This is a genomic window from Hoeflea ulvae (assembly GCF_026619435.1).
GTDB lineage: Bacteria > Pseudomonadota > Alphaproteobacteria > Rhizobiales > Rhizobiaceae > Hoeflea > Hoeflea ulvae.
The window spans coordinates 1637697-1657791 of the sequence record NZ_JAOVZQ010000001.1; the positions used below are offsets into that span (position 1 = coordinate 1637697).

Genomic DNA, 20095 nt, shown 5'->3' on the forward strand with positions numbered 1-20095 from the left:
TCAAAGAAGCTTGATCCGGGCTGGTTCGTGCAGTCCTACCAGTCGCCGATCGTCATCTGCACCGCGGTCAGGGCTGCCACTGCGGCGGTGTCTGCGCGCAGAATGCGCGGTCCCAGCGGAATGGCGGTGACATGGGGCAGGGAGGTCAGCAGCTCCCGCTCGCGCTCGGAAAATCCGCCCTCCGGCCCCACCAGAAGCGCCAGGTCGCGTTCGGTGATGGCGGACAGCGCCGCCGTCGGATTGTCGCCGGCCTGACTTTCATTGCAGAAGATGATCCGGCGCGCCGGGTCCCAGCCGCCAAGCAGGGTCTCGAGCTTCACCGCGTCCCCCAGTTGCGGAATGGCAAGATTGCCGCATTGCTCCGCCGCTTCGAGAATATTGGCCTCCAGCCGCGTGGCGTTGATCTTGTGCATCTGCGTGTGATCGGTGAACACTGGAGTGATCTTGTGAATGCCCATTTCGGTGGCCTTCTGAACCAGATATTCCAGCCGTCCGACCTTGAGCGGAGCAAACAGAAATTCGAGCCGCGACGGTTCAGGCTGCGCGCGAGTCTGGGCGCCGATTTCGAGATTCGCCGCTTTCCTGCCTTGCGGCCGCAGCGTCGCGCTGAATTCGCCGTCGCGTCCGTTGAACACCAGAACCTCGGCGCCGTCGTCGAGCCGCAACACCGTCATGAGGTAATGCGCCTGCTCCCGGGCAAGGGTCAGAACCTCGCCCTGGGCAAGCGGAGCGTCGAGATAGAGCCGTTGAAGTTTGTAATTTGCGCGCATTTTCGACTTCTTGCCCAAGCTGATCCGAAGATCAAGCCTCAGGCCTCCAGCACCCCGAATGGAATACCGGCCGGTATCCATGCCCAAGCGCGGCAACCGTCGAGGCCGGAGTGTCGAGATGGACCGGACAGCCCGGAAGCGCATCAGGATCCGTCGGGGCGCCATAGCCGTCAAACGACCAGGGCAGAAGCCTGCCGCCGCGCAAGGCGTAATGCGTACCGCCCTGGCGGATCATCACCCCATCGGGAAGCGACGAGATTCCCTCTCGCGCAACCAAACGCTCGGGCGCGTCCGGGCTGCGCTTGCGCTCCACCGCCAGCAGCGCGTCGATGGCCGGTGCGGACAACCGCTCTTCGTCCCGGCTTTTGCCGAGAGCTTCCGCAAAAGCGAACGCATCTTTTCTCCGGCATTCGAAGCACGGGCGGTGCCCGGCTGCGAGCGCGGTGACTTCATCGAGAAAGAACAATTCGGTGTAGCGGTTCGGCTGCATCAGCTTCCGGCGCCGTCCCTTGAACGCTGTCACGCAGACAAGCCACGCTCTGCTCCTCTGGTGCCGCACGATCCGTTGATCCGCATCATGCAAAGCGCCGCCACGGTTGCCCATGAACTCCCCGCGCGCCGGATGGACGCAGATAGTGCCTGCTGGGTTGACCCTGTTCTGATAGGGCATTCAGGACGCGCGGCGTGTGAAGGCCGCAGCGATGCCAGCCATCATCAACAGCGATCCGCCGCTGCGCATGGCAATCTTCATCACCTCAGGCCGGCGAATGGTCTGCCGGGCGCCGGCCGCCGCAAATGCAAACACCGCAGCATTGATGATTCCCAGAGCCGTGAAGGTGAGCACATAGGTTGCGGCCTGCGGCGTGTAGGGCAGGGCGGGATCGATGAACTGCGGCACGAAGGCCACGAAGAACAGGATGCCCTTTGGGTTAAGTGCGGTGATCAGGAAGGAATCGCGAAAGATCGTCGCCGTTTTCGCTGGAGCCTCCACCACGTCGGCATCGGACATGTCCGGCAGCGTCACCGGTGTGCGCCACATCTTGTAACCGATCCAGATCAGGTAGGCCGCGCCGACAAATTTCAGCGCCTGAAACAGCGATGCCGATGCTGCCAGCAATGCACCCGCACCGGCGATCGAAAGCGATGTCGCGAGCAGGTCGCCAAGGCCCACGCCGATCACGCTTGCCAGCGCGACCTTGCGCCCATGCGCCAGCGCCTGGGTGATGACCATGATGATGGTCGGCCCGGGGATCACCAGCAGAATGACGCTGGCCAGAACGAAAGCGGCGAAATGTTCGGGTGAAACAGGCATGTCCGGCATCCTTGGTCGTTTGCACCATGCCACAAAGCCGCAATGTCTCCCCAGGGTCAATATCGTTACGCATCACGATAAGGGTGCTCATGTCCGGTGTTTCAGCCGGAAGGCATGAAGCCAAAAAATTCCATTCTCCTCCAATCAGTCCCTTGTACCCGCAGGCAACTATTGTTATTTAGGAAATATCCTAATTAGAGAAAATACGAATGAATAATGTTTATAAGGCTCTCAGTCATCCTGTCAGGCGGGACATACTTGCTCGCTTGCGCCACGGACCGCAAACGGCCGGCGTGTTGGCCGAGCAGTTCGATCTGGCCAAGCCGACACTGTCAGGACACTTCTCGGTCCTCAAGGACGCCAACCTGATCGAGGCAGAAAGGGATGGCACGCGCATTGTCTATCACTTGAAGCTTTCCGTGCTTGAAGAGGCGCTCAGCGGTGCGATGGACCTGTTCGGAATCGGAGCAAAATCGGGGGAGAGAAAAATTGAACCATCCAGCTGAAACCTCTGCCGTTGCCGCAACTTCGGGCGCAGCGTTAGCATCCGTTCTTGCCTATGGCCACATCGATCCTTCAGCGCAGATTGCCATGCACTGGAACATCCACGGCGAGCCTGACCGCTATGCCGGCAAGCTGGAAGCCCTGTTGCTGCTGCCCGGCCTCATGCTGCTCACCACCCTGTTGCTTCTCGCCATCAGCCGAAGCAAGGCGGGACGCCACACGCGCAAGGAAAATCCGGCAACCTGGCTGGCCGGATGGGCCGGCGGATTTCTGGTGATGCTTTCCGTTCACCTGGCTGTCTTGTGGAATGCGATATCGCAGCAGACTGAATTCGCCGGACTGTCACCGGTGCTTGCAGTGGTGGCACTGGTCCTGATCTGGCTTGGCAACGTGCTGCCAAAGACCCGGCCGAACCCGTTTGTCGGCGTCAGGACGGCTTCGACGCTCGCAGACCGTGGCGCCTGGGGAACGTCCAACCGCTTTGCTGGCTGGACTTTCGTGCTCACGGGACTGGCGGCCCTCGCAATGCTTGTCAGCGGTCACCCCAATTTTGCCATCCAGGCGCTTGTCGCCGGATTGGTGGTCAGTGCCCTGGTTTCAATCCTGATCGGCAGACTCACGCGACAACAATGACATGCAGCGCCCTCGGCCCATGGGCGCCGAGCAGGATGGTCTGTTCGATGTCGCCCGAGCGTGACGGCCCGGTGATCAGATTGAGCGCGCGCGGCATTTCACCCTTGCCCTTGAGCTCGCGGACCATGGCCCAGACACTTTCCAGATCGCCCCTGATGTCGGCGGCCTTGATCACAACGATATGGTGTTCAGGCAGGAAATTGATTGTTGTCGGGTTGTCCTGGCCCGACATCAGCGCCAGCGTGCCGGTCTCGGCAATGCCCGCCGTGGCGTGACTGACACCGGCAAGGTCGCCGCCATCCGAAGGCCCCGCGCGCAGTTCGAGGTTCTTTTCCGCGTCCCACCCGGCCTGTGCCAGGCGCTCGTCGGCACCGATCCGGATCGCCGCCGGCAGGTTGCGGGCCCGGAGATAGTCGGAAACCTCGGCAGCCACGTCGCCATAGGCGTTCACCCGGGCCAGTGTCGACCCGAACTGCTCGGCCATGGCGCAAAACAGAGCCACCTGTTCCGGCGCGGCCAGTTGCGCCCGTGCCGGGATGACTCCCGTGGGCGCGTCGGCCAGCCTTGCAGCAACCATGTTCCGGCGCGCGTCGTCTGACGTCTGAACCCGCATCGAGGCGCGGATCTTGCCCAGTACCGTGTCGCGCGCGCTCATTGTCCCGTCTCCTGCTTAAGCGATTCACGTTGCGCCCAGGCCTGCTGGAAGGTGCGGCCTTCCGGCGCTGGCAGGTCGCGGTAGCGGGTCCAGCCACCGGCAAAGGGCAAGGAGCGGAACCGCCGCGAGGTGCCGCCCATCAGGGACAGGATCGGCATGCCGAACGAGGCTGCGAACCGGTAGAGTTTTGGTCGCTTGGCGAAATAGGCCCAGGCCTTGAGCCCGTAGCGGGCAGTCAGCGGTGTCAGATTGCGCTCGAACTCGCGCTCGCGCCAATGCCGCATCATCTTGGGCAAGGGAATCCGCATCGGGCACACCGCCTCGCAGCGCCCGCAGAAGGTCGAGGCGTTGGGCAATTGTCCGGTCTCGTCAATGCCGTTGAGCGAAGGCGTCAGCACCGCACCCATCGGGCCGGGATAGACAGACCCGTAAGCGTGGCCGCCGACGGCATGATAGACCGGGCAATGGTTCATGCAGGCGCCGCAGCGGATGCAGCGCAGCATGTCCTGATATTCGGTGCCGAGCATTGCCGAGCGGCCATTGTCCAGAAGCACCACGTGATATTCATCCGGCCCGTCGGGATCTTCCTCGCGCTTCGGTCCGGTGGAAAACGTCGTGTAGACGCTCATGTCCTGCCCGGTGGCCGAGCGCGCCAGAACCCGCAGGATCTGCGAGGTGTCTTCCAGCGTCGGTACGATCTTCTCGATCGAGGCGACGACCACATGCACCTTGCCCAGCGTCTGGGTCAGGTCGCCATTGCCCTCATTGGTGACGATCACCGAGGTGCCGGTTTCGGCGATCAGGAAATTGGCGCCGGTGATGCCGACATCGGCGGCGAAATAACGCTGGCGCAGCACTTCGCGCGCTTCGCTCAGAAGCGATACCGGCTCGGAAAGGTCACGGTCCTTGGCCAGATGGGTGTGCACCCGGCGGAAGTCGCCTTCGACCTGCTCCTTGTTGAGATGCACGGCCGGTGCAATGATGTGGCTCGGGTGCTCGCCGCGCAGCTGGATGATGTACTCGCCCAGATCGGTTTCCACCGGCTCGATGCCGTTGGCTTCAAGGTGATCGTTGAGCGCGATCTCCTCGGTGATCATCGACTTGCCCTTGGTCACCGTGCGGGCGTTTGCCTTCTTGCAGATGTCGAGCACGATGCGGCGGGCGTCTTCGGCAGTTTCGGCCCAGTGAACATGCCCGCCTGCGGCAGTCACCTTGCGCTCATATTCCTCGAGATAAAGGTCGAGATGCGCCAGCACATGGTTCTTGATGTCGCGGGCATTGTCGCGAAGCGCATCGAATTCCGGCAGTGCATCGACGGATTTCTGCCGCTTGCCGATGAAGCCCTTCTCGACATTGCCGAGCGCCTTCTGCAACTGCGCGTCAACGAGCGCCTTGGAGGCATTGGCCTTGAATTTGTTGGCGGTGAGTTCCATTGTTTGTCTCCTGTCGCCCTATTTGCCGCTGCCGGCGATCGGCGGCTGGCTGGTCATGCCCGCCAGCACTTCGGCGACATGGCGAACCTCGACATCAGATCCCTGGCGCTTGAGTTTGCCGGCCATGTTCATCAGGCAACCGAGATCGCCGGCCAGCAGCATGTCGGCGCCGGATGCATCGATATTGCCGACCTTCTTCGTGACGATGGCATTGGAAATGTCGGAATATTTGACGCAGAAGGTGCCGCCGAAACCGCAGCAGACATCCGAATCGGTCATTTCGCGGACTTCGACGCCGCTGACATTGCCCAGCAGCTTGCGCGGCTGGTCCTTGATCGCGAGTTCGCGCAGTCCCGAGCAGGAATCGTGATAGGTGATCGTGGCGTCAAGCGCCGCGCCGGTGTCGCGCACCATCATCACATCGGTGAGAAACGAGATCAGCTCGTGGCATTTGGCGGAAAAAGCCGTCGCGCGCGCTTCCCAGGCTGCGTCACCTGCAAACAATCCGGGATAGTGCTTCTTCAGCATCGACGCGCAGGACCCCGACGGCGCGACAATGAAGTCAAAGCCCTCGAAGGCCTCGATCACCTGTTCCGCGATCTCGCGCGTATCTGCCCTGTCGCCGGTGTTGTAGGCGGGCTGGCCGCAACAGGTCTGGGCCGCAGGCACATGCACCTCGCAGCCGGCGTCTTGCAGCAGCTTGACGCTGGCAAAGCCGACCGAGGGTCTGAAAAGGTCGACCAGACAGGTCGCAAAAAGTCCTACACGCGGCTGCTCGGCAACCTTCGTTTCACTCGACGTCACTCTGCCGCCTCCGATTGTTTTTGCTTGGTGGTTTTTCTGGCGCCCGAAAGGTCGGGCGCGCGCTGTTGCAGGCGAAGTCGGGATACCCGTTCCCAGTCTCCCGAGCGTTCGGCATCCGTCATCGCCCGGGCGACAAAATCGATATGGGCCTGGGCCGCCTGGCGGCCGGCTTCCGGATCGCCGGCCATTACTGCGTCGTAAATGGCCAGATGCTGTTCCAGAAGTTTTTCGCGCGCACCCGGCAGATTGTAGACCATGGCGCGGTTGTAGAACACGCCCTCGGCCAGCAGCCTGTAGCAGGAGCGCAGGGTGTGAAGCAGAATGATATTGTGGGCGCATTCGCCGATGGCGCTATGGAATTCGACGTCGATCGCCGCCTCTTCCTCGAAATTGTCCTTCAGATGTGCCGTCTTCATCGCGGCGACAATCCGGGTCAGCAGTGCCTTGTCGGCCTCTGTCGCCCGGCGGGCGGCGAATTCTGCCGAAATGCCTTCCATCTCGCGGCGGTATTCGAGGTAGTCGAGGGTCGCCTTCTGATGCCGGGTGATCAGCTCCATCACCGGCCGGGTGAAGACCTGGCCGATGACATCGGCGACAAAAGTGCCGCCTCCATGCTGGGTCGAGAGCAGGCCGCGGCCTTCAAGGACTTTCAGGGCTTCGCGCAGGATCGGCCGCGAGACATCGAACTGCTTGGCAAGCTCGCGCTCGCCGGGAAGACGATCGCCCACCCGCAGGATGCCCTCGAGCACCAGCACCTCGATCTGATGAACCACTTCATCAGATGTCCGGCTGTGCGCAATGCGTGCAAAAATGTCCGTGGTCATTTCCATTTCCCGGGATCGATCGCCGCGACCGTATCAAGGGGCGGGAAAGCTGGTCAATATTTTTATCCAGTTTCAGGTAAAAAACTGTCTTTCATGCGGAAATCGGGCGTTTGCACTGCCGGTGAGCTTCGTGAGTTCTGGTGCTTTTCCACGCGTCGGCGGTATCTTCAGCCGAAAAAATCCATTGTAGCTCCTTGATTAGGGGTTCCCGGAGCGTGCAAGCTCGCTCTGTTGCGGAAAAAGGTGCGGGGAATCGTGTTGCCCGTTGCCAAAATGAGTGGTAAATAAAAAATACCAGTTGCGGCGAAGCCTCCTCAGACAGGCTGCGCCGCGTCATCCCGGGGAGAAAGCCATGTCGGACCTGATCGCCTTTTTGGAGCCTGACAGAGCGGTCATGGATCGCCGTCCGGCCATCATTGCCGACCTTGCAGGTTTGCTGCCCGCCTCCTGCCTGATCACCGAGGCGCGCGAGCTGATGCCGTTCGATACCGATGCCTTCGTTTCCTACCGGCGGATGCCGCTGGCGGTGGTCTTGCCCGAAACCACCGCCCAGGTCGCAGCCGTGCTGAAATATTGCAACGACAATGCCATTCCGGTGATCCCGCGCGGAGCAGGCACCTCGCTGTCGGGCGGCGCGATCCCGCAGGAAGACGCCATCGTCATCGGCGTCTCCAAGATGAACCAGATCCTCGATGTCGACTTTCCCAACCGCGCGGCGGTGGTCCAGGCCGGTGTCACCAATATCTCAATCAGCCAGGCGGTCGAGGCGGATGGCTTCTTCTATGCCCCTGATCCCAGTTCGCAGCTGGCCTGCACCATCGGTGGCAATATCGGGATGAATTCCGGGGGCGCGCACTGTCTCAAATATGGTGTCACCACCAACAATCTGATGGGCGTCAAGATGGTGATGTTCGATGGCTCCATCGTCGAGATCGGTGGCAAGGCGCTGGATTCGGCAGGATATGACCTGCTGGGCCTGATCTGCGGCTCGGAAGGCCAGCTCGGCATTGTCACCGAGGCAACCGTCAGGCTGATTGCCAGACCGGAGGGCGCCCGCCCGGTGCTGTTCGGCTTCGAAAGCTCGGTCGCAGCAGGGGCCTGCGTCACCGACATCATCGGTTCAGGCATCATCCCGGTCGCCATCGAATTCATGGACAAGCCGGCCATCGAGATCTGCGAAGCCTTCGCCCAGGCGGGCTATCCGATGGATGTCGAGGCGCTGCTGATCGTCGAGGTCGAGGGCTCGGATGCGGAGATGGACGCCATGCTCGAGCGCATCATCGCGATTGCGGGCAAGCACGGTGTGAAGACCATCCGCGAAAGCCAGTCCGCCACCGAAGCGGCGCTGATCTGGAAGGGGCGCAAATCGGCCTTCGGCGCCACCGGCCGGATCGCGGACTATATCTGCATGGACGGCACTGTGCCGCTGGGACAACTCTCCCACGTGCTGGCCAAGACCTCCGAGATCATCGACCGGTACGGTTTGCGCGTTGCCAATGTTTTTCACGCCGGCGACGGCAACATGCATCCGCTGATCCTGTTTGACGCCAATGATCCCGAAGAAAGCCTCAAGGCGGAAATGGCCGGCAATGATATCCTCAAACTCTGTGTCGATGCCGGTGGCTGCCTGACCGGTGAACATGGCGTCGGCATCGAAAAGCGCGATCTGATGCGGCATCAATATTCCGATATCGATCTGGCCCAGCAGATGCGGGTGCGCGCTGCCTTTGATCCAAAATGGATTATGAACCCGTCCAAGGTGTTTCCTCTGGATCGTCGCAATGGCAGCCAGAAGGGCAATCAAAGTGCCACTGCCGAAGGCAGGACAGCAGCATGAGCGCGACAGACATCCAGTATCCCGAAACCGAAGCCGAGGTGGCGCGCATTGTCACCGAGGCACATGCCGCCAAACATCCGGTCGAGATCAGGGGCAACGGCACCAAGCTGAGCTTTGGCCGCCCGGTGCAATCCGCAGCGACATTGTCGCTGGCAAGGCTCAGCGGCATCACCAATTACGATCCCGCAGAACTGGTGATGGCAGCCCGAGCCGGCACGCCGCTTGCCGAGATCGAGGCGGCGCTTGACGCCAACAACCAGATGCTGACCTTCGAGCCGGTGGATTACCGGCCGCTGCTCGGTTCCACCGGCGAGCCGACAATCGGCGGCGTGTTTGCCGCAAACATCTCCGGTCCACGGCGCTTGCTCGCAGGTGCTGCGCGCGACAGCCTGCTTGGTGTCCGCTTCGTCAACGGGACCGGCGAGATCGTCAAGAGCGGCGGCCGGGTGATGAAGAACGTCACTGGTCTGGATCTGGTCAAGCTGCTGGCGGGCTCCTGGGGCACGCTCGGAGTGCTCTGCGAAGTCATCTTCAAGGTGCTGCCCAGGCCTGAAACCGCGGTCACCATCGTGGTGTCCGGTCTCAACGACGCCGAGGCCGCCGAGGCCATGGCGGCAGCGCTTGCGATGTCGGTGGAAGTGTCGGGAGCGGCGCATCTGCCCGAAAGTGTCGTGCACAAATTTGCGGGCGCCGGCCTCCCCGGCGGCCCGGCAACCGTTTTGCGGCTTGAAGGTCTCACCCCGTCTGTCGAGGTGCGTACCGAGCGGCTGCTGGCTGAGATGGGCCGTCGCGGCGAGGTCACGGTGCTCGAGACCGCCGGTTCAGACCAGCTCTGGCGCGACATCCGCGATGTCAAACCCTTTGCCGATGGCTCGATGAAGCCTGTCTGGCGAGTTTCGGTTGCACCATCCGTCGGGCACCAACTGGTCGCGGCCTTGCGGCTCAAAACCGGCGTCAACGCCTTTTACGATTGGCAGGGCGGGCTGGTCTGGCTGTGCATGGAGGCTGATCCCGAAGCCGATCTGATCCGGCAATATATCAAGGCGCTCGGCGGTGGTCACGCCACGCTGGTGCGCGCCGATGCGGCGATCCGGACCAGCGTGCCGGTGTTCGAACCGCAGCCCAAACCGCTGGAAGCTCTGGCGCGGCGGATCAAGGACCAGTTCGATCCCGGCGGCGTTCTCAATCCGGGTCGCATGACCGAAACCATGTGATAGATTGTCGCCGTTGAAGATCCAGTTTCAAACCAAGGAGCACGCAATGAGCAATCCTGACCAGGCCCCTGAGCCACGCCAGACAGATCGCTGGCTCGAACCCGGCAAGACCAATCTGCAGGTGATCTACATCCTGTATCTGGCGAGCTTCGTCATCGGCATCACCGGCATTGTCGGCATCGTGCTGGCCCATCTCAACCGCGGCAAGTCCGAAGCCTGGCTCGAGAGCCATTACACCTGGGCAATCCGCACTTTTTGGCTCGGACTTTTGGGCGCATTGATAAGCGGGCTCTTGATGATCGTGATGATCGGCATGCTGACGATGATCCTCGTCGGCATCTGGGTCATTGTCCGCACCATCGTCGGTCTGCAGAAACTCAGCCGCAACGAACCCATTGGCAATCCGCAAAGCTGGCTGCTCTGAGCCCAGCCGCAACAGCCATCGGCACATGCGCCGATCCCGCCAGCCGCGGCGGGGTCCAGGCGGTGCGCCGATACTGGAAAGATCCGAGGAAACCGCGACATGCAGACCAATTTCACCGCCGAGCAGTTGAAAGATTCCGGTGTCGCCGAATCCGAAAAGATCCTCAGAAAATGCGTCCATTGCGGCTTCTGCACCGCCACCTGCCCGACCTATGTCACGCTCGGCAATGAGCTCGACAGCCCGCGCGGTCGGATCTATCTGATCAAGGACATGCTGGAAAATGACCGGCCCGCCGACAAGCAGGTGGTCACCCATATCGACCGCTGTCTGTCCTGTCTGGCCTGCATGACCACATGCCCGTCGGGCGTCAATTACATGCACCTGGTCGACCACGCCCGGGCCCATATCGAGAAAACCTATCAGCGGCCGCTGGCCGACCGCATGATCCGCGGGCTTCTTGCGCTGGTGCTGCCCTATCCCGGCCGCTTCCGCGCCTCGCTTCATGCGGCGCGCCTTGGCCGGCCCTTCGCACCGTTGTTTCGCGTTTTGCCGGGCTTGAAACCCATGGCGGCGATGCTCGAGCTCGCGCCGGCTTCCGTGCCAAAGCCGTCGAAATTCGCCAAGCCAGGGTTACATCCCGGAACAGGCGCAAAACGGGGCAGAGTGGCCATCCTCACCGGCTGCGCCCAGCCGGTGCTCAAGCCCGGCATCAACGAGGCGACGATCCGCTTGCTCAACCGCATCGGCGTCGAAGTGGTGGTGCCTCAAGGCGAGGGGTGCTGCGGCGCGCTGGTGCATCACATGGGCCGCGAGCATGATGCGCACGAAGCCGCGCGCAACAATGTCGATGCCTGGACCCGTCAGATCGACCAGGGCGGGCTCGACGCCATCATCATCACCGCCTCGGGCTGCGGCACCACCATCAAGGATTACGGCTACATGCTGCGCGAGGACCCGGCCTACGCGGAAAAAGCCGCCGTTGTCTCCGCGCTGGCCAAGGACATCACCGAATATCTCGCCAGCATCGAGATGCCCGCTCCGGTCAATGGCGCCAATCTTGTCGTGGCCTATCATTCGGCCTGTTCGATGCAGCATGGCCAGAAAATCACCGTGCAGCCCAAGGCATTGCTCAAGGCCGCGGGTTTCACCGTCAAGGATCCGCCCGAAGGCCACCTGTGCTGCGGCTCGGCCGGCACCTACAACATCATGCAACCCGAGATCGCCCGCACCCTGCGCGACCGCAAGGTCAAGAACATCGAGCGCACCCGGCCCGATCTGATCGCCACCGGCAATATCGGCTGCATGACCCAGATCGCCGGCGGCACCGATATCCCGATTATCCACACGGTGGAATTGCTCGACTGGGTCTATGGCGGGGAAAAGCCTGCCGGATTGCCGGAGGCGGTCAAGACGGTGCGGCTGGAAGCCGCCGAATAGCGAGCGGGTGCCTGTTGATCATGCAGAAAAGGCGGCGTCCGGAAACGCCGCCTTTTTTTGATCGCCTGTTGCAGCAATAAAGCCGCTCAGCCGCCGAACAGCGAGCCGAGGAAATCCATGCCGCGATCGGTGTAGAGTTTCTCGGAACCCTTTCCATTGGGCCCGATCACGATGACCTTGGAGCCGATGCCGGCGCGGCTGTAAAGGTGTTCGACATCCTCGTTCATCATCCGGATGCAGCCTGACGACATGTTCTGGCCGATGGTCCAGGGCTGGTTGGTGCCGTGAATGCGGAAGATGGTGTCGCGCCCGCCCTTGTAGAGATAGAGCGCGCGCGCGCCGAGCGGATTGTTGGGGCCGCCTTTCATGTAGGCCGGCAGATTGCGGCCCTTTTTGCGTTCACGCGCAATCATGGTGGCCGGTGGAGTCCAGCCCGGCCATTCGGCCTTGCGGCCAACTTTGACGGTGCCTGACCAGCCAAATCCCTCGCGGCCGACGCCGACGCCATAGCGGGTGGCGCGGTTGTTGCCCTCGACGAAATAGAGATATTTGGTGTTGGTATCGATGATGATGGTGCCGGGTTTCTCGTTGGTATTGAGACGGACCTTCTTGCGCCAGTATTTCGATTTCGGCTTTTTCGATTGCGCGATCTCCACGACCGGCAGCGCCGTTTCGGTTGCCGCTGGCGCCGCGCTCCGCGGCATCGCGGATGCATCCGGCAGGGCTGGAGCAATCAGAAGCGCCAGCGCGCTTGCCGCCAGGATGGCAAATCGGGATGGAAAGCGTGGAAATATCATGGTGTGCCCCTCGTTCGTGCTTCGGCCCCTGAGTCCAAAGGTACCAGCATTTTTCAGTCGATCAACCATTGCCGGGCGGTAGTGGAAAAACCCGGCCGTGGCGGATGGCCGGCCGGGTTTCGAGCCTGGCCGGTCAGCCGCTGGTCACATCACGATGACCTTGGCGCCGACCTTGACCTGTTCGTAAAGATCGGTGACATCCTCATTGCGCATCCGGATGCAGCCAGATGACACGGCCTTGCCGATGGTCCAGGGCTGGTTGGTCCCGTGAATCCGGTAAAGCGTCGATCCAAGATACAGTGCGCGCGCGCCAAGCGGGTTTTCCGGGCCGCCCTTCATGTGCGCAGGCAGGATCCGGCCTTCCTTTTCGCGCACTCGCTTGATCATCTCGGCCGGCGGCGTCCAGCCCGGCCACTCGGCCTTGCGGGTGATCTTCTCGGTTCCGCTCCAGGCATGGCCTTCCTTGCCAACGCCAACGCCATAGCGCCGGGCCTGGCCATTACCGGTGACGAAATAGAGATGCCGCTCGCTGGTGTTGATGATGATCGTGCCGGGTTTCTGATTGCCGTCATAAGGCACCATCTGCGGCAGGAAACGCGCGTCGATCTGGCGCGCAGGCGCAGCCTTCGCCCGCGGTGCGGCCAGCGCGACATTGGTGACGCGGCGCGGCTGGGCCTTGAGCGAACGGCTCTGCTGCGCCGGCGCCCGGACCGCCTTCGGCTGGGTGCGGTAGACCACGCCGCCACGCGGCGCGGCACGGCCGCCAAGCTGCAGCAGCCACGGCGCGGTCAGATCCGGGCTCAGCACCACCGGCGGGCGCTGGCCATAGCGATCGCCCGCGATTGCCGGGGCGGTGAAGGAAGCGAGGCTCAGCGCCGCGCCTGACAGGACAAGAAGTGCAAGATTTTTCATCGGACGGACCCAATACCTTTCGTCTGATTAAAACAGGACGCCACCGCCGGAATGAGCCGATGGCCCTGTGTTCAACGCCGATGGTGAGGTGTGGATTGGAATCAATTGGTGAATCCGGATGCCTAAAATACCCGTTTGGGTGGAAAGCTCTGCTTAGGGTTATCGCTGCCTTGCCAAACGCGGTGAACGTCCGCTTAATTGTCACCGATTCCCGATTAACCATGACAAGAGCGACCCCATGGCGCATGAAAACGGCCTGATAATCGGAGAGGACGGCCGCACCCGCTGCTTCTGGCCAGGCAATCTTCCCGACTATCTGGCCTATCATGATGTCGAGTGGGGCAGGCCGGTCACCGACGATATCCGCCTGTTTGAAAAGATCTGCCTGGAGGGATTCCAGGCGGGGCTGTCCTGGCTCACCATCCTGCGCAAGCGCGAGAACTTCCGCGCCGGATTCGCCGGCTTCGATTTCCGCAAGGTGGCGCTGTTTGACGAAGCCGACATCGAGCGACTTGTGGCCGACAAGGGCATCATCCGGCATCGCGGCAAGATTGTCTCGACCATCAACAATGCCCACCGCGCCATCGAGATGGTCGACGAGTTCGGCTCGCTGGCGGCCTATTTCTGGAGCCATGAGCCGGGTCCCGAAGAGCGGCCCGAGAAAGTGGACTACGCCACATTGACCGCCAATCCGACGACAGCCGTGTCGACCCGCATCTCGAAGGATCTGAAGAAGCGCGGCTGGAGCTTTGTCGGCCCGACAACCGTCTACGCCTTCATGCAGGCGATGGGGCTGGTCAATGATCACCTCGAAGGCTGCTGTTGCAGGAACGAGGTCGAGGCGGCGCGGGATGCGCTGGTGCGGCACAAATGACGCCGGAAGAGGTCAAAGAGCTGATTTATGAGGTCGCGGAGCTTACGCCAGGCGTCGGACGACTGGAGGAAAGCCTCAAATGGGGCGAGCAGAGCTTCGCGCCGGCGCGCCGCAACATCGGCAGCTCGGTGCGGATCGCGCCACGTCAGAACGGCGAGGTCGCGCTGATGTTCATCTGCCACACCAATCTGGTCGAGCAGTTCCGCACGCTCTATCCCGACGCCCTGACCTATGAGGACAACCGCGCCATCGTGCTTGAGGCCGGCCGGCAGCCGGACCTCGAAGCGCTGTCGCATTGCATCGGCCTGGCGCTCACCTACAAGCTGCGCAAGCGCGGCAAATCCGGACCGGTCTAGACCCGTCTCTGCTTGGCGAGGATGGCGGCCCCGACCCCGCCGAGAATGAGCAGCGACGAGACGACCAGCCGCAAGCTCCAGCTCTCGCCGACAAACAGGGTTCCGCCGGCAGCCGCCATCACCGGCACGATCAGTTGCAGGATGGCGCCCTGTGTGGCGCCGATCTGGCGCAGCACCTGGTACCAGAGCGCATAGCCAAGCCCGGAGGTCACAGCGCCCGAGACAGCGGCGAGCATCAGCCCGCGCGGGGTGGCTTGAACCGGCAGCTGGGCAATCACAACCACAAGGCCGAGCGGCAGCAGAAATGCCACCGAGCGCATGAAATTGTCCGCCGTCGCCTTGAGCGGATCAGCAAGTCCCCGGCCGCGCAGCGAATAGACGCCCCAGGCAGCCCCCGACAGCGCCATGGCGCTTGCGGCCAGCGGGTCGGGTGCGGACAGGCCCGGCGACACCAGCCAGACAAAGGCGCCGAAGGCGGTTGCCAGACCCAGCCACTCCAACAGCGAAGGCCTGTCGCCCTCCTTCAGGCTCCAGCCGATCATGCTGGCCTGCACACAGGCAAACAGGATCAGCGCGCCGATACCGGTGTCGAGCGCCACATAGGCATAGGAAAACGCCACCGCGTAGACAAACAGGGCGAAAGCCGAGACCCACGAGCCCGAGCGAAGCCGCGGTGACCGGTGCTGCCCCGATGCGGTCAACGCGACCAGCACCGCCAGCATCACCGCGCCGCTTGCCAGCCGGACGGCGGAATAGCTTGCCGGGTCGATCAGCGGCGCGTCGCCCGAACCGATCGCCATCCGTCCCAGAACGGAATTTGCGGCAAAGGCAATCAGTGTCAAAACCGTCAGCAGGACCAGGCGCAAGGAAAGCTCTTTCAATGGACAGATTGGAGGCGGCAAATCCGTATTCCGAGACCTATCTGCCGTTTCACGGCTTTTGTCGACAGCGGTTGCGGGTGTTCCATGGTTTCACCCGCGGGACGGGAGTGCTATGGTCGGAACAATAAAACGCGCAAAGCGTTGACGTGACGAAGGGATGTTTCATTCAAACCCAGGAGTGTGAAATGCTCAAGACCGCCCTAAAGTCCTTGATATCGGCGTCTTTCTGCGTCGCCATGATGGTGCCCGCATCCGCCGTGCCGCTGCAGAATCCGGTCACCCAGATCACCGGCAGTTCCGATGTTGTCCAGGTGCGCCACCAGAAACGGCGTGGCTACTATCGTCACAACAACCACAGCTATTATAACGGCCACCGTGGTTACCGTAACCATCGCCGTGGCTATCGCCGTCACAATGGCTACTGGTTCCCGCCCGCAGCCTTTGCGCTTGGCGCAATCATCGGCGGTGCGATGAACAATAACAATTACAATGGCAATGTGCGCCCCGGCTACACCAATCCGCAGCATGTCAGCTGGTGCCACAACAAGTACCGCTCCTATGACCAGCGGAGCAACACGTTCCAGCCGTATCACGGTCCGCGCCGCGAATGCCGTTCGCCCTATTATTGAGGCTGACGAACTGGCTCAGGATGGGGTGAGGGGCCTGCCGGCCTTTCACCCAAGCCTTGCAGCAAAAGGGCCTGTCGGTTAGGAGAAGCGCAACAAAACGTTTCTCCTTCCGCAGGCCCTTTTTCATGTCCGACAAGAAGCAAAAGAAGCCCCAGAAGCTCAAGGCCCGTCTGGCGCGTGGTTTTCCGGATCGCTCGTCGTCCGATATCCGCGCCACCGACCAGATGATGGCCAAGATCAGAACCGTCTATGAGCGTTTCGGCTTCGAGCCGGTTGAAACCCCTTTCATCGAATACACCGATGCGCTGGGGAAATTCCTGCCTGATTCCGACCGGCCCAATGAGGGCGTGTTCTCATTCCAGGACGATGACGACCAGTGGCTGAGCCTGCGTTATGACCTGACCGCACCTTTGGCCCGTCATGTGGCCGAGAATTTCAACGACATCCAGCTGCCCTACCGCACCTATCGCGCCGGCTGGGTGTTCCGCAACGAAAAGCCCGGCCCGGGCCGCTTCCGCCAGTTCATGCAGTTCGACGCCGACATCGTCGGTGCGCCCGGCGTCCAGGCCGATGCCGAAATGTGCATGATGATGGCCGACACCATGGAAGCGCTCGGCATTCCGCGCGGGGATTACGTCATCCGCGTCAACAACCGCAAGGTGCTGGATGGCGTCATGGAAGCCATCGGGCTGGTCGGACCGGAAAATGCCGCCAAGCGCCTTACCGTGCTACGCGCCATCGACAAGCTCGACAAGTTCGGTGCCGAGGGTGTCAAGCTGCTGCTTGGTGCCGGCCGCTGGGATGGTGAAAAGGAAGGCGAAGGCGATTTCGCCCCGGGTGCTGGGCTGAATGAGGAACAGGTTCTACGACTTGTCACTTCTTACCTTGGAACGAGTTTTCGCGATGGAGAAACGCCGAGCGATAGCATGTCCTTTGGCTTCTGGAAGGATGCCGTATCTGGCTCAGACCTCGGCATGCAAGGTGTTGCTGAACTAGAATCCATGGCTCAGATCTGCAGGAATGCCGGATACGAAACAGATCGGGTCAAGTTTGACCCCTCCGTCGTCCGCGGCCTCGAATATTACACCGGCCCCGTCTACGAAGCCGAGCTTCTGGGCGGCATCCCCAATGAGAAGGGCCAGATCGTGCAGTTCGGTTCCGTCGGCGGCGGGGGCCGTTACGATGGGCTGGTGTCGCGCTTCATGGGCCAGCCAGTGCCGGCCACCGGTTTCTCGATCGGCGTCTCACGGCTGATGACGGCGCTGAAAAATCTCGGCAAGCTCTCGGGCGAGGCGGCCTCGGGCCCGATCCTGGTCACCATCATGGATCGCGACCGCATCGGCGACTACGCGAAGATGGCGCAGGAATTGCGGGTGGCGCTCAACCCGCTTGATGAGGACGGCCGGCCGCTCGGACCGACTGTTCCGGTGGAACTGTTCCAGGGCAATCCCAAGGATTTCCCGAAGCAGTTGCGCTATGCCGACCGTCGCGGCGCGCCGATCGCCATCATTCAGGGCGGCAATGAGAAGGAACTGGGCCAGGTCATCGTCAAGGACCTGATCGAGGGCAAGCGCATCGCCGAAACCATCACCGACAATGCCGAATGGCGCGAGGCCAAGGCCGGCGAACATCTGGTGGCCGAGGCCGAGCTGGTGTCGACCGTGAAAAGCATTCTTGAAGCGCAGGCAGCCTATGGCCGGGAAGCCTGAGATGAACATTTTGAGTCTTGTTCAATCTTTTTCCCCTCCCCAACCCCTCCCCACAAGGGGGAGGGGCTAGTCCGTCGCAGGACCAGCTCGGTGCACTCCACCAGCAATTCTCAACAGCCAAAGTCTCAAACGAACCAGAAGGCCGGGTTAAGCCCCTCCCCCTTGTGGGGAGGGGTTGGGGAGGGGCCTTCTTCAGGCAGGCTTGGGGAGAGGCTGCGATGCAATTAGGAGCTCCCGTTTTCGCCGCTGATCTTGCCCGCGCGCTCGATGCGCTGCAGGCGCCGCGCGCCGACATTCCGGTGATCCAGCCGGCCGAACCCTTTCTCGACATGGCCGGCGAGGATCTGCGCCGCCGCATCTTCCTCACCGAATCCGAGACCGGCGAAAGCCTCTGCCTCCGGCCCGAATTCACCATCCCGGTCTGCCGCGCCCATATTGCCGAGAATGTCGCCACCCCGCGCCGCTATTCCTATCTGGGCCAGGTGTTCCGCCAGCGCCGCGAGGGCGGCAACGAGTTCTACCAGGCCGGCGTCGAGGATCTGGGCGAAGCCGATGAGGCCCGCGCCGATGCGCGCGCCCTGTCCGAAGCCCGCGCCCTGATCGCGCAATTTGCGCCACGTCGGGAACTGGTCATCCTGCTGGGCGACCAGTCGGTGTTTGAAGCGGTCGTCGCCGGTCTGGGGCTTCCTTCCGGCTGGCAGAAACGGCTGATCCACGCCTTTGGCAATGAAGCCGCCCTCGACGCCATGATCGCGCGACTGGCCGGCCCCGACGCCTCCATTGCGCCCGATCCCTCGGTCGCGGGATTTCTGGCCGTGGGCGACGCCGCCGGGCTTGAAGCCTATATAGAAGGCGTCATGCAGGACACCGGCTATTCGACCAATGCCAGCCGCTCGCCGGCCGAAATCACCGCCCGGCTGATGGACAAGCAATCGCTCGATGCCACACGGTTGCCGCCCGCATCGCTGGACGCGCTGAAGACCTTTCTTGCGCTGGATGTGCCACTTGATCGCGCCGGCCAGGTGCTCGCAGAATTTGCCGATCATGCCGGGCTCGATATCGGCGCGGCCCGCAAGCAATTCGAAGCCCGCCTTGCGGCGCTTTCCGATCGTGGCGAGGATCTGTCCGTCATGCGCTGGCGCGCAGCCTTCGGCCGTCCGCTGGATTATTACACCGGCCTGGTCTTCGAGATTTCGGCAGGCGAGGGCGGTGCCCTGGCCGGTGGCGGCCGGTACGACCGGCTGATGACGCTGCTCGGCGCGCAAGCCCCGATCCCCGCCGTGGGCTTTTCGCTCTGGCTCGACCGCATTGAAGCCGTGAGGGCGCAGCCATGACCCTGACCATCGCGCTGCCCTCCAAGGGCCGGATGAAAGACGATGCCATGGCGGTCTTCGACCGCGCCGGGCTTTCCATCTCGGCGATCGGCAATGACCGCAGCTACCGGGGCCGTGTCGAAGGGATCGACGGCGTCGAGGTGGCGTTCCTGTCAGCCTCCGAGATCGCCCGCGAACTGGGCGTAGGCACGGTTGATCTCGGCGTCACCGGCGAAGATCTGGTGCGCGAGAGCCTCGCCCGCGCCGACGAACGCGTCGAGATCACCGCCCGGCTCGGCTTCGGCCAGGCCGATGTGGTGGTTGCGGTCCCCGACATCTGGAAGGACGTCGACACCATGGCCGATCTTGGCGATGTGGCTGCGGATTTCCGCGCCCGCCATGGCCGGCGGCTGGCGATTGCCACCAAATACTGGCGGCTGACACAGAGCTTCTTCTCCACCCGTCACGGCATTCAGCTCTACCGCATCGTCGAAAGCCTCGGCGCCACCGAAGGCGCCCCGGCTGCGGGCACGGCGGATATCATCGTCGATATCACTTCCACCGGATCGACCCTGACCGCCAATCATTTGCGCGTCCTCTCCGACGGCGTGATCCTGAAATCCGAAGCCTGCCTGGTCCGCGCCCGCAAGCCCGGACATGATAAGGATCCGCGCATGGCGGCAATTCTCGAGGCGGTTCGCGGCGCCGCTGCCTGAAGCCGGTGCCGGGCAAGGTGGCCGATGCCGCGCACCCGGCTTCGGGCGCTCACCCATCTTA

At 62.4% G+C, this 20095-nt stretch carries 22 protein-coding genes; 12 read left to right on the forward strand and 10 right to left on the reverse strand.

What is annotated here, in order from left to right:
* Window positions 1–35: 35 nt before the first annotated feature.
* The 3 genes from OEG82_RS07600 to OEG82_RS07610 are packed head-to-tail and all read right to left on the reverse strand — an operon-like array spanning window position 36 to window position 2082.
* The gene (locus OEG82_RS07600; protein WP_267611827.1) at window positions 36–770 is read right to left on the reverse strand and encodes a 16S rRNA (uracil(1498)-N(3))-methyltransferase; all 735 of its coding nucleotides are present in this window, start codon (window positions 768–770) and stop codon (window positions 36–38) included.
* 31 nt (window positions 771–801) lie between these two features.
* Complete coding sequence (locus OEG82_RS07605) at window positions 802–1440, reverse strand: hypothetical protein (RefSeq protein WP_267611828.1); 639 nt, start codon at window positions 1438–1440, stop codon at window positions 802–804.
* Window positions 1441–2082 carry a LysE family translocator gene (locus tag OEG82_RS07610; protein WP_267611829.1) on the reverse strand — a complete coding sequence of 214 codons (642 nt, stop codon included), beginning with the start codon at window positions 2080–2082 and terminating at the stop codon, window positions 1441–1443.
* Window positions 2083–2291: 209 nt separating this feature from the next.
* On the opposite strand from OEG82_RS07610, the gene OEG82_RS07615 reads away from it, so the two are divergent.
* Both OEG82_RS07615 and OEG82_RS07620 read left to right on the forward strand, forming a co-directional pair.
* Window positions 2292–2588 carry a metalloregulator ArsR/SmtB family transcription factor gene (locus OEG82_RS07615; protein WP_267611830.1) on the forward strand — a complete coding sequence of 99 codons (297 nt, stop codon included), beginning with the start codon at window positions 2292–2294 and terminating at the stop codon, window positions 2586–2588.
* Window positions 2572–3219, forward strand: coding sequence for an SdpI family protein (locus tag OEG82_RS07620; protein ID WP_267611831.1), 648 nt, complete (start codon window positions 2572–2574; stop codon window positions 3217–3219). The genes OEG82_RS07615 and OEG82_RS07620 overlap by 17 nt, the downstream gene beginning before the upstream one ends.
* Here the strand turns inward: OEG82_RS07620 and OEG82_RS07625 are convergent.
* The 4 genes from OEG82_RS07625 to OEG82_RS07640 are packed head-to-tail and all read right to left on the reverse strand — an operon-like array spanning window position 3203 to window position 6935.
* Window positions 3203–3874 (reverse strand): LutC/YkgG family protein, encoded by a 672-nt coding sequence (locus tag OEG82_RS07625; protein ID WP_267611832.1) that lies wholly within the window; start codon window positions 3872–3874, stop codon window positions 3203–3205. The two genes, OEG82_RS07620 and OEG82_RS07625, sit on opposite strands and share 17 nt — an antisense overlap.
* Entirely contained in the window at window positions 3871–5307 is a 1437-nt protein-coding gene (locus tag OEG82_RS07630) for a LutB/LldF family L-lactate oxidation iron-sulfur protein (RefSeq protein WP_267611833.1), read from the reverse strand. Before OEG82_RS07630 ends, OEG82_RS07625 begins: the two co-directional genes overlap by 4 nt.
* Window positions 5308–5325: 18 nt before the next feature.
* The gene (locus tag OEG82_RS07635) at window positions 5326–6111 is read right to left on the reverse strand and encodes a (Fe-S)-binding protein (RefSeq protein WP_267611834.1); all 786 of its coding nucleotides are present in this window, start codon (window positions 6109–6111) and stop codon (window positions 5326–5328) included.
* A complete protein-coding gene (locus OEG82_RS07640) occupies window positions 6108–6935 on the reverse strand; it encodes an FCD domain-containing protein (RefSeq protein ID WP_267611835.1) in 828 nt (275 codons plus the stop codon). Before OEG82_RS07640 ends, OEG82_RS07635 begins: the two co-directional genes overlap by 4 nt.
* 352 nt (window positions 6936–7287) lie before the next feature.
* Between OEG82_RS07640 and OEG82_RS07645 the strand changes: the two genes are divergently transcribed.
* The 4 genes from OEG82_RS07645 to glcF all read left to right on the forward strand — a co-directional run bounded on the left by OEG82_RS07645 (window position 7288) and on the right by glcF (window position 11847).
* A complete protein-coding gene (locus OEG82_RS07645) occupies window positions 7288–8772 on the forward strand; it encodes an FAD-binding oxidoreductase (protein ID WP_267611836.1) in 1485 nt (494 codons plus the stop codon).
* Window positions 8769–9986, forward strand: coding sequence for a glycolate oxidase subunit GlcE (gene glcE, locus OEG82_RS07650; RefSeq protein ID WP_267611837.1), 1218 nt, complete (start codon window positions 8769–8771; stop codon window positions 9984–9986). Before OEG82_RS07645 ends, glcE begins: the two co-directional genes overlap by 4 nt.
* A gap of 46 nt (window positions 9987–10032) precedes the next feature.
* A complete protein-coding gene (locus OEG82_RS07655; protein ID WP_267611838.1) occupies window positions 10033–10410 on the forward strand; it encodes a DUF4870 family protein in 378 nt (125 codons plus the stop codon).
* Window positions 10411–10509: 99 nt separating this feature from the next.
* Window positions 10510–11847 (forward strand): glycolate oxidase subunit GlcF, encoded by a 1338-nt coding sequence (gene glcF, locus OEG82_RS07660; protein WP_267611839.1) that lies wholly within the window; start codon window positions 10510–10512, stop codon window positions 11845–11847.
* 86 nt (window positions 11848–11933) lie between these two features.
* Here the strand turns inward: glcF and OEG82_RS07665 are convergent, their stop codons facing one another.
* A complete protein-coding gene (locus tag OEG82_RS07665; RefSeq protein WP_267611840.1) occupies window positions 11934–12644 on the reverse strand; it encodes a L,D-transpeptidase in 711 nt (236 codons plus the stop codon).
* A 144-nt stretch (window positions 12645–12788) separates the two neighbouring features.
* The gene (locus OEG82_RS07670; RefSeq protein WP_267611841.1) at window positions 12789–13556 is read right to left on the reverse strand and encodes a L,D-transpeptidase; all 768 of its coding nucleotides are present in this window, start codon (window positions 13554–13556) and stop codon (window positions 12789–12791) included.
* A gap of 238 nt (window positions 13557–13794) precedes the next feature.
* Here OEG82_RS07670 and OEG82_RS07675 point away from each other — a divergent pair, with 238 nt between their 5' ends.
* Window positions 13795–14430, forward strand: coding sequence for a DNA-3-methyladenine glycosylase I (locus OEG82_RS07675; RefSeq protein WP_267611842.1), 636 nt, complete (start codon window positions 13795–13797; stop codon window positions 14428–14430).
* On the forward strand, window positions 14427–14786 hold the full coding sequence (locus OEG82_RS07680) for a DUF1801 domain-containing protein (protein ID WP_267611843.1): 360 nt from the start codon (window positions 14427–14429) through the stop codon (window positions 14784–14786). Before OEG82_RS07675 ends, OEG82_RS07680 begins: the two co-directional genes overlap by 4 nt.
* On the opposite strand, the gene OEG82_RS07685 is transcribed toward OEG82_RS07680, so the two are convergent.
* Window positions 14783–15652 carry a DMT family transporter gene (locus OEG82_RS07685; RefSeq protein ID WP_267611844.1) on the reverse strand — a complete coding sequence of 290 codons (870 nt, stop codon included), beginning with the start codon at window positions 15650–15652 and terminating at the stop codon, window positions 14783–14785. The genes OEG82_RS07680 and OEG82_RS07685 overlap by 4 nt on opposite strands.
* A gap of 200 nt (window positions 15653–15852) precedes the next feature.
* Here OEG82_RS07685 and OEG82_RS07690 point away from each other — a divergent pair, with 200 nt between their 5' ends.
* From OEG82_RS07690 to hisG, 4 genes are all read left to right on the forward strand, one after another.
* Window positions 15853–16296 (forward strand): BA14K family protein, encoded by a 444-nt coding sequence (locus OEG82_RS07690; protein ID WP_267611845.1) that lies wholly within the window; start codon window positions 15853–15855, stop codon window positions 16294–16296.
* Between the two features lie 125 nt (window positions 16297–16421).
* Window positions 16422–18005, forward strand: coding sequence for a histidine--tRNA ligase (hisS, locus tag OEG82_RS07695; RefSeq protein WP_267611846.1), 1584 nt, complete (start codon window positions 16422–16424; stop codon window positions 18003–18005).
* 218 nt (window positions 18006–18223) lie between these two features.
* Window positions 18224–19339 carry an ATP phosphoribosyltransferase regulatory subunit gene (locus tag OEG82_RS07700; RefSeq protein WP_267611847.1) on the forward strand — a complete coding sequence of 372 codons (1116 nt, stop codon included), beginning with the start codon at window positions 18224–18226 and terminating at the stop codon, window positions 19337–19339.
* Window positions 19336–20034: an ATP phosphoribosyltransferase gene (hisG, locus tag OEG82_RS07705; protein ID WP_267611848.1), complete on the forward strand. Its 699-nt coding sequence runs from the start codon at window positions 19336–19338 to the stop codon at window positions 20032–20034. Before OEG82_RS07700 ends, hisG begins: the two co-directional genes overlap by 4 nt.
* The last annotated feature ends 61 nt before the right edge of the window (window positions 20035–20095 follow it).

Coding starts and splice junctions, on each gene's coding strand:
- OEG82_RS07600 (WP_267611827.1), bottom strand. CDS start 770: ATGCGCGCAAATTACAAACTTCAACGGCTCTATCTCGACGCTCCGCTT.
- OEG82_RS07605 (WP_267611828.1), bottom strand. CDS start 1,440: ATGCCCTATCAGAACAGGGTCAACCCAGCAGGCACTATCTGCGTCCAT.
- OEG82_RS07610 (WP_267611829.1), bottom strand. CDS start 2,082: ATGCCTGTTTCACCCGAACATTTCGCCGCTTTCGTTCTGGCCAGCGTC.
- OEG82_RS07615 (WP_267611830.1), top strand. CDS start 2,292: ATGAATAATGTTTATAAGGCTCTCAGTCATCCTGTCAGGCGGGACATA.
- OEG82_RS07625 (WP_267611832.1), bottom strand. CDS start 3,874: ATGAGCGCGCGCGACACGGTACTGGGCAAGATCCGCGCCTCGATGCGG.
- OEG82_RS07630 (WP_267611833.1), bottom strand. CDS start 5,307: ATGGAACTCACCGCCAACAAATTCAAGGCCAATGCCTCCAAGGCGCTC.
- OEG82_RS07640 (WP_267611835.1), bottom strand. CDS start 6,935: ATGACCACGGACATTTTTGCACGCATTGCGCACAGCCGGACATCTGAT.
- OEG82_RS07645 (WP_267611836.1), top strand. CDS start 7,288: ATGTCGGACCTGATCGCCTTTTTGGAGCCTGACAGAGCGGTCATGGAT.
- glcE (WP_267611837.1), top strand. CDS start 8,769: ATGAGCGCGACAGACATCCAGTATCCCGAAACCGAAGCCGAGGTGGCG.
- OEG82_RS07655 (WP_267611838.1), top strand. CDS start 10,033: ATGAGCAATCCTGACCAGGCCCCTGAGCCACGCCAGACAGATCGCTGG.
- glcF (WP_267611839.1), top strand. CDS start 10,510: ATGCAGACCAATTTCACCGCCGAGCAGTTGAAAGATTCCGGTGTCGCC.
- OEG82_RS07665 (WP_267611840.1), bottom strand. CDS start 12,644: ATGATATTTCCACGCTTTCCATCCCGATTTGCCATCCTGGCGGCAAGC.
- OEG82_RS07670 (WP_267611841.1), bottom strand. CDS start 13,556: ATGAAAAATCTTGCACTTCTTGTCCTGTCAGGCGCGGCGCTGAGCCTC.
- OEG82_RS07675 (WP_267611842.1), top strand. CDS start 13,795: ATGGCGCATGAAAACGGCCTGATAATCGGAGAGGACGGCCGCACCCGC.
- OEG82_RS07680 (WP_267611843.1), top strand. CDS start 14,427: ATGACGCCGGAAGAGGTCAAAGAGCTGATTTATGAGGTCGCGGAGCTT.
- OEG82_RS07690 (WP_267611845.1), top strand. CDS start 15,853: ATGCTCAAGACCGCCCTAAAGTCCTTGATATCGGCGTCTTTCTGCGTC.
- hisS (WP_267611846.1), top strand. CDS start 16,422: ATGTCCGACAAGAAGCAAAAGAAGCCCCAGAAGCTCAAGGCCCGTCTG.
- OEG82_RS07700 (WP_267611847.1), top strand. CDS start 18,224: ATGCAATTAGGAGCTCCCGTTTTCGCCGCTGATCTTGCCCGCGCGCTC.
- hisG (WP_267611848.1), top strand. CDS start 19,336: ATGACCCTGACCATCGCGCTGCCCTCCAAGGGCCGGATGAAAGACGAT.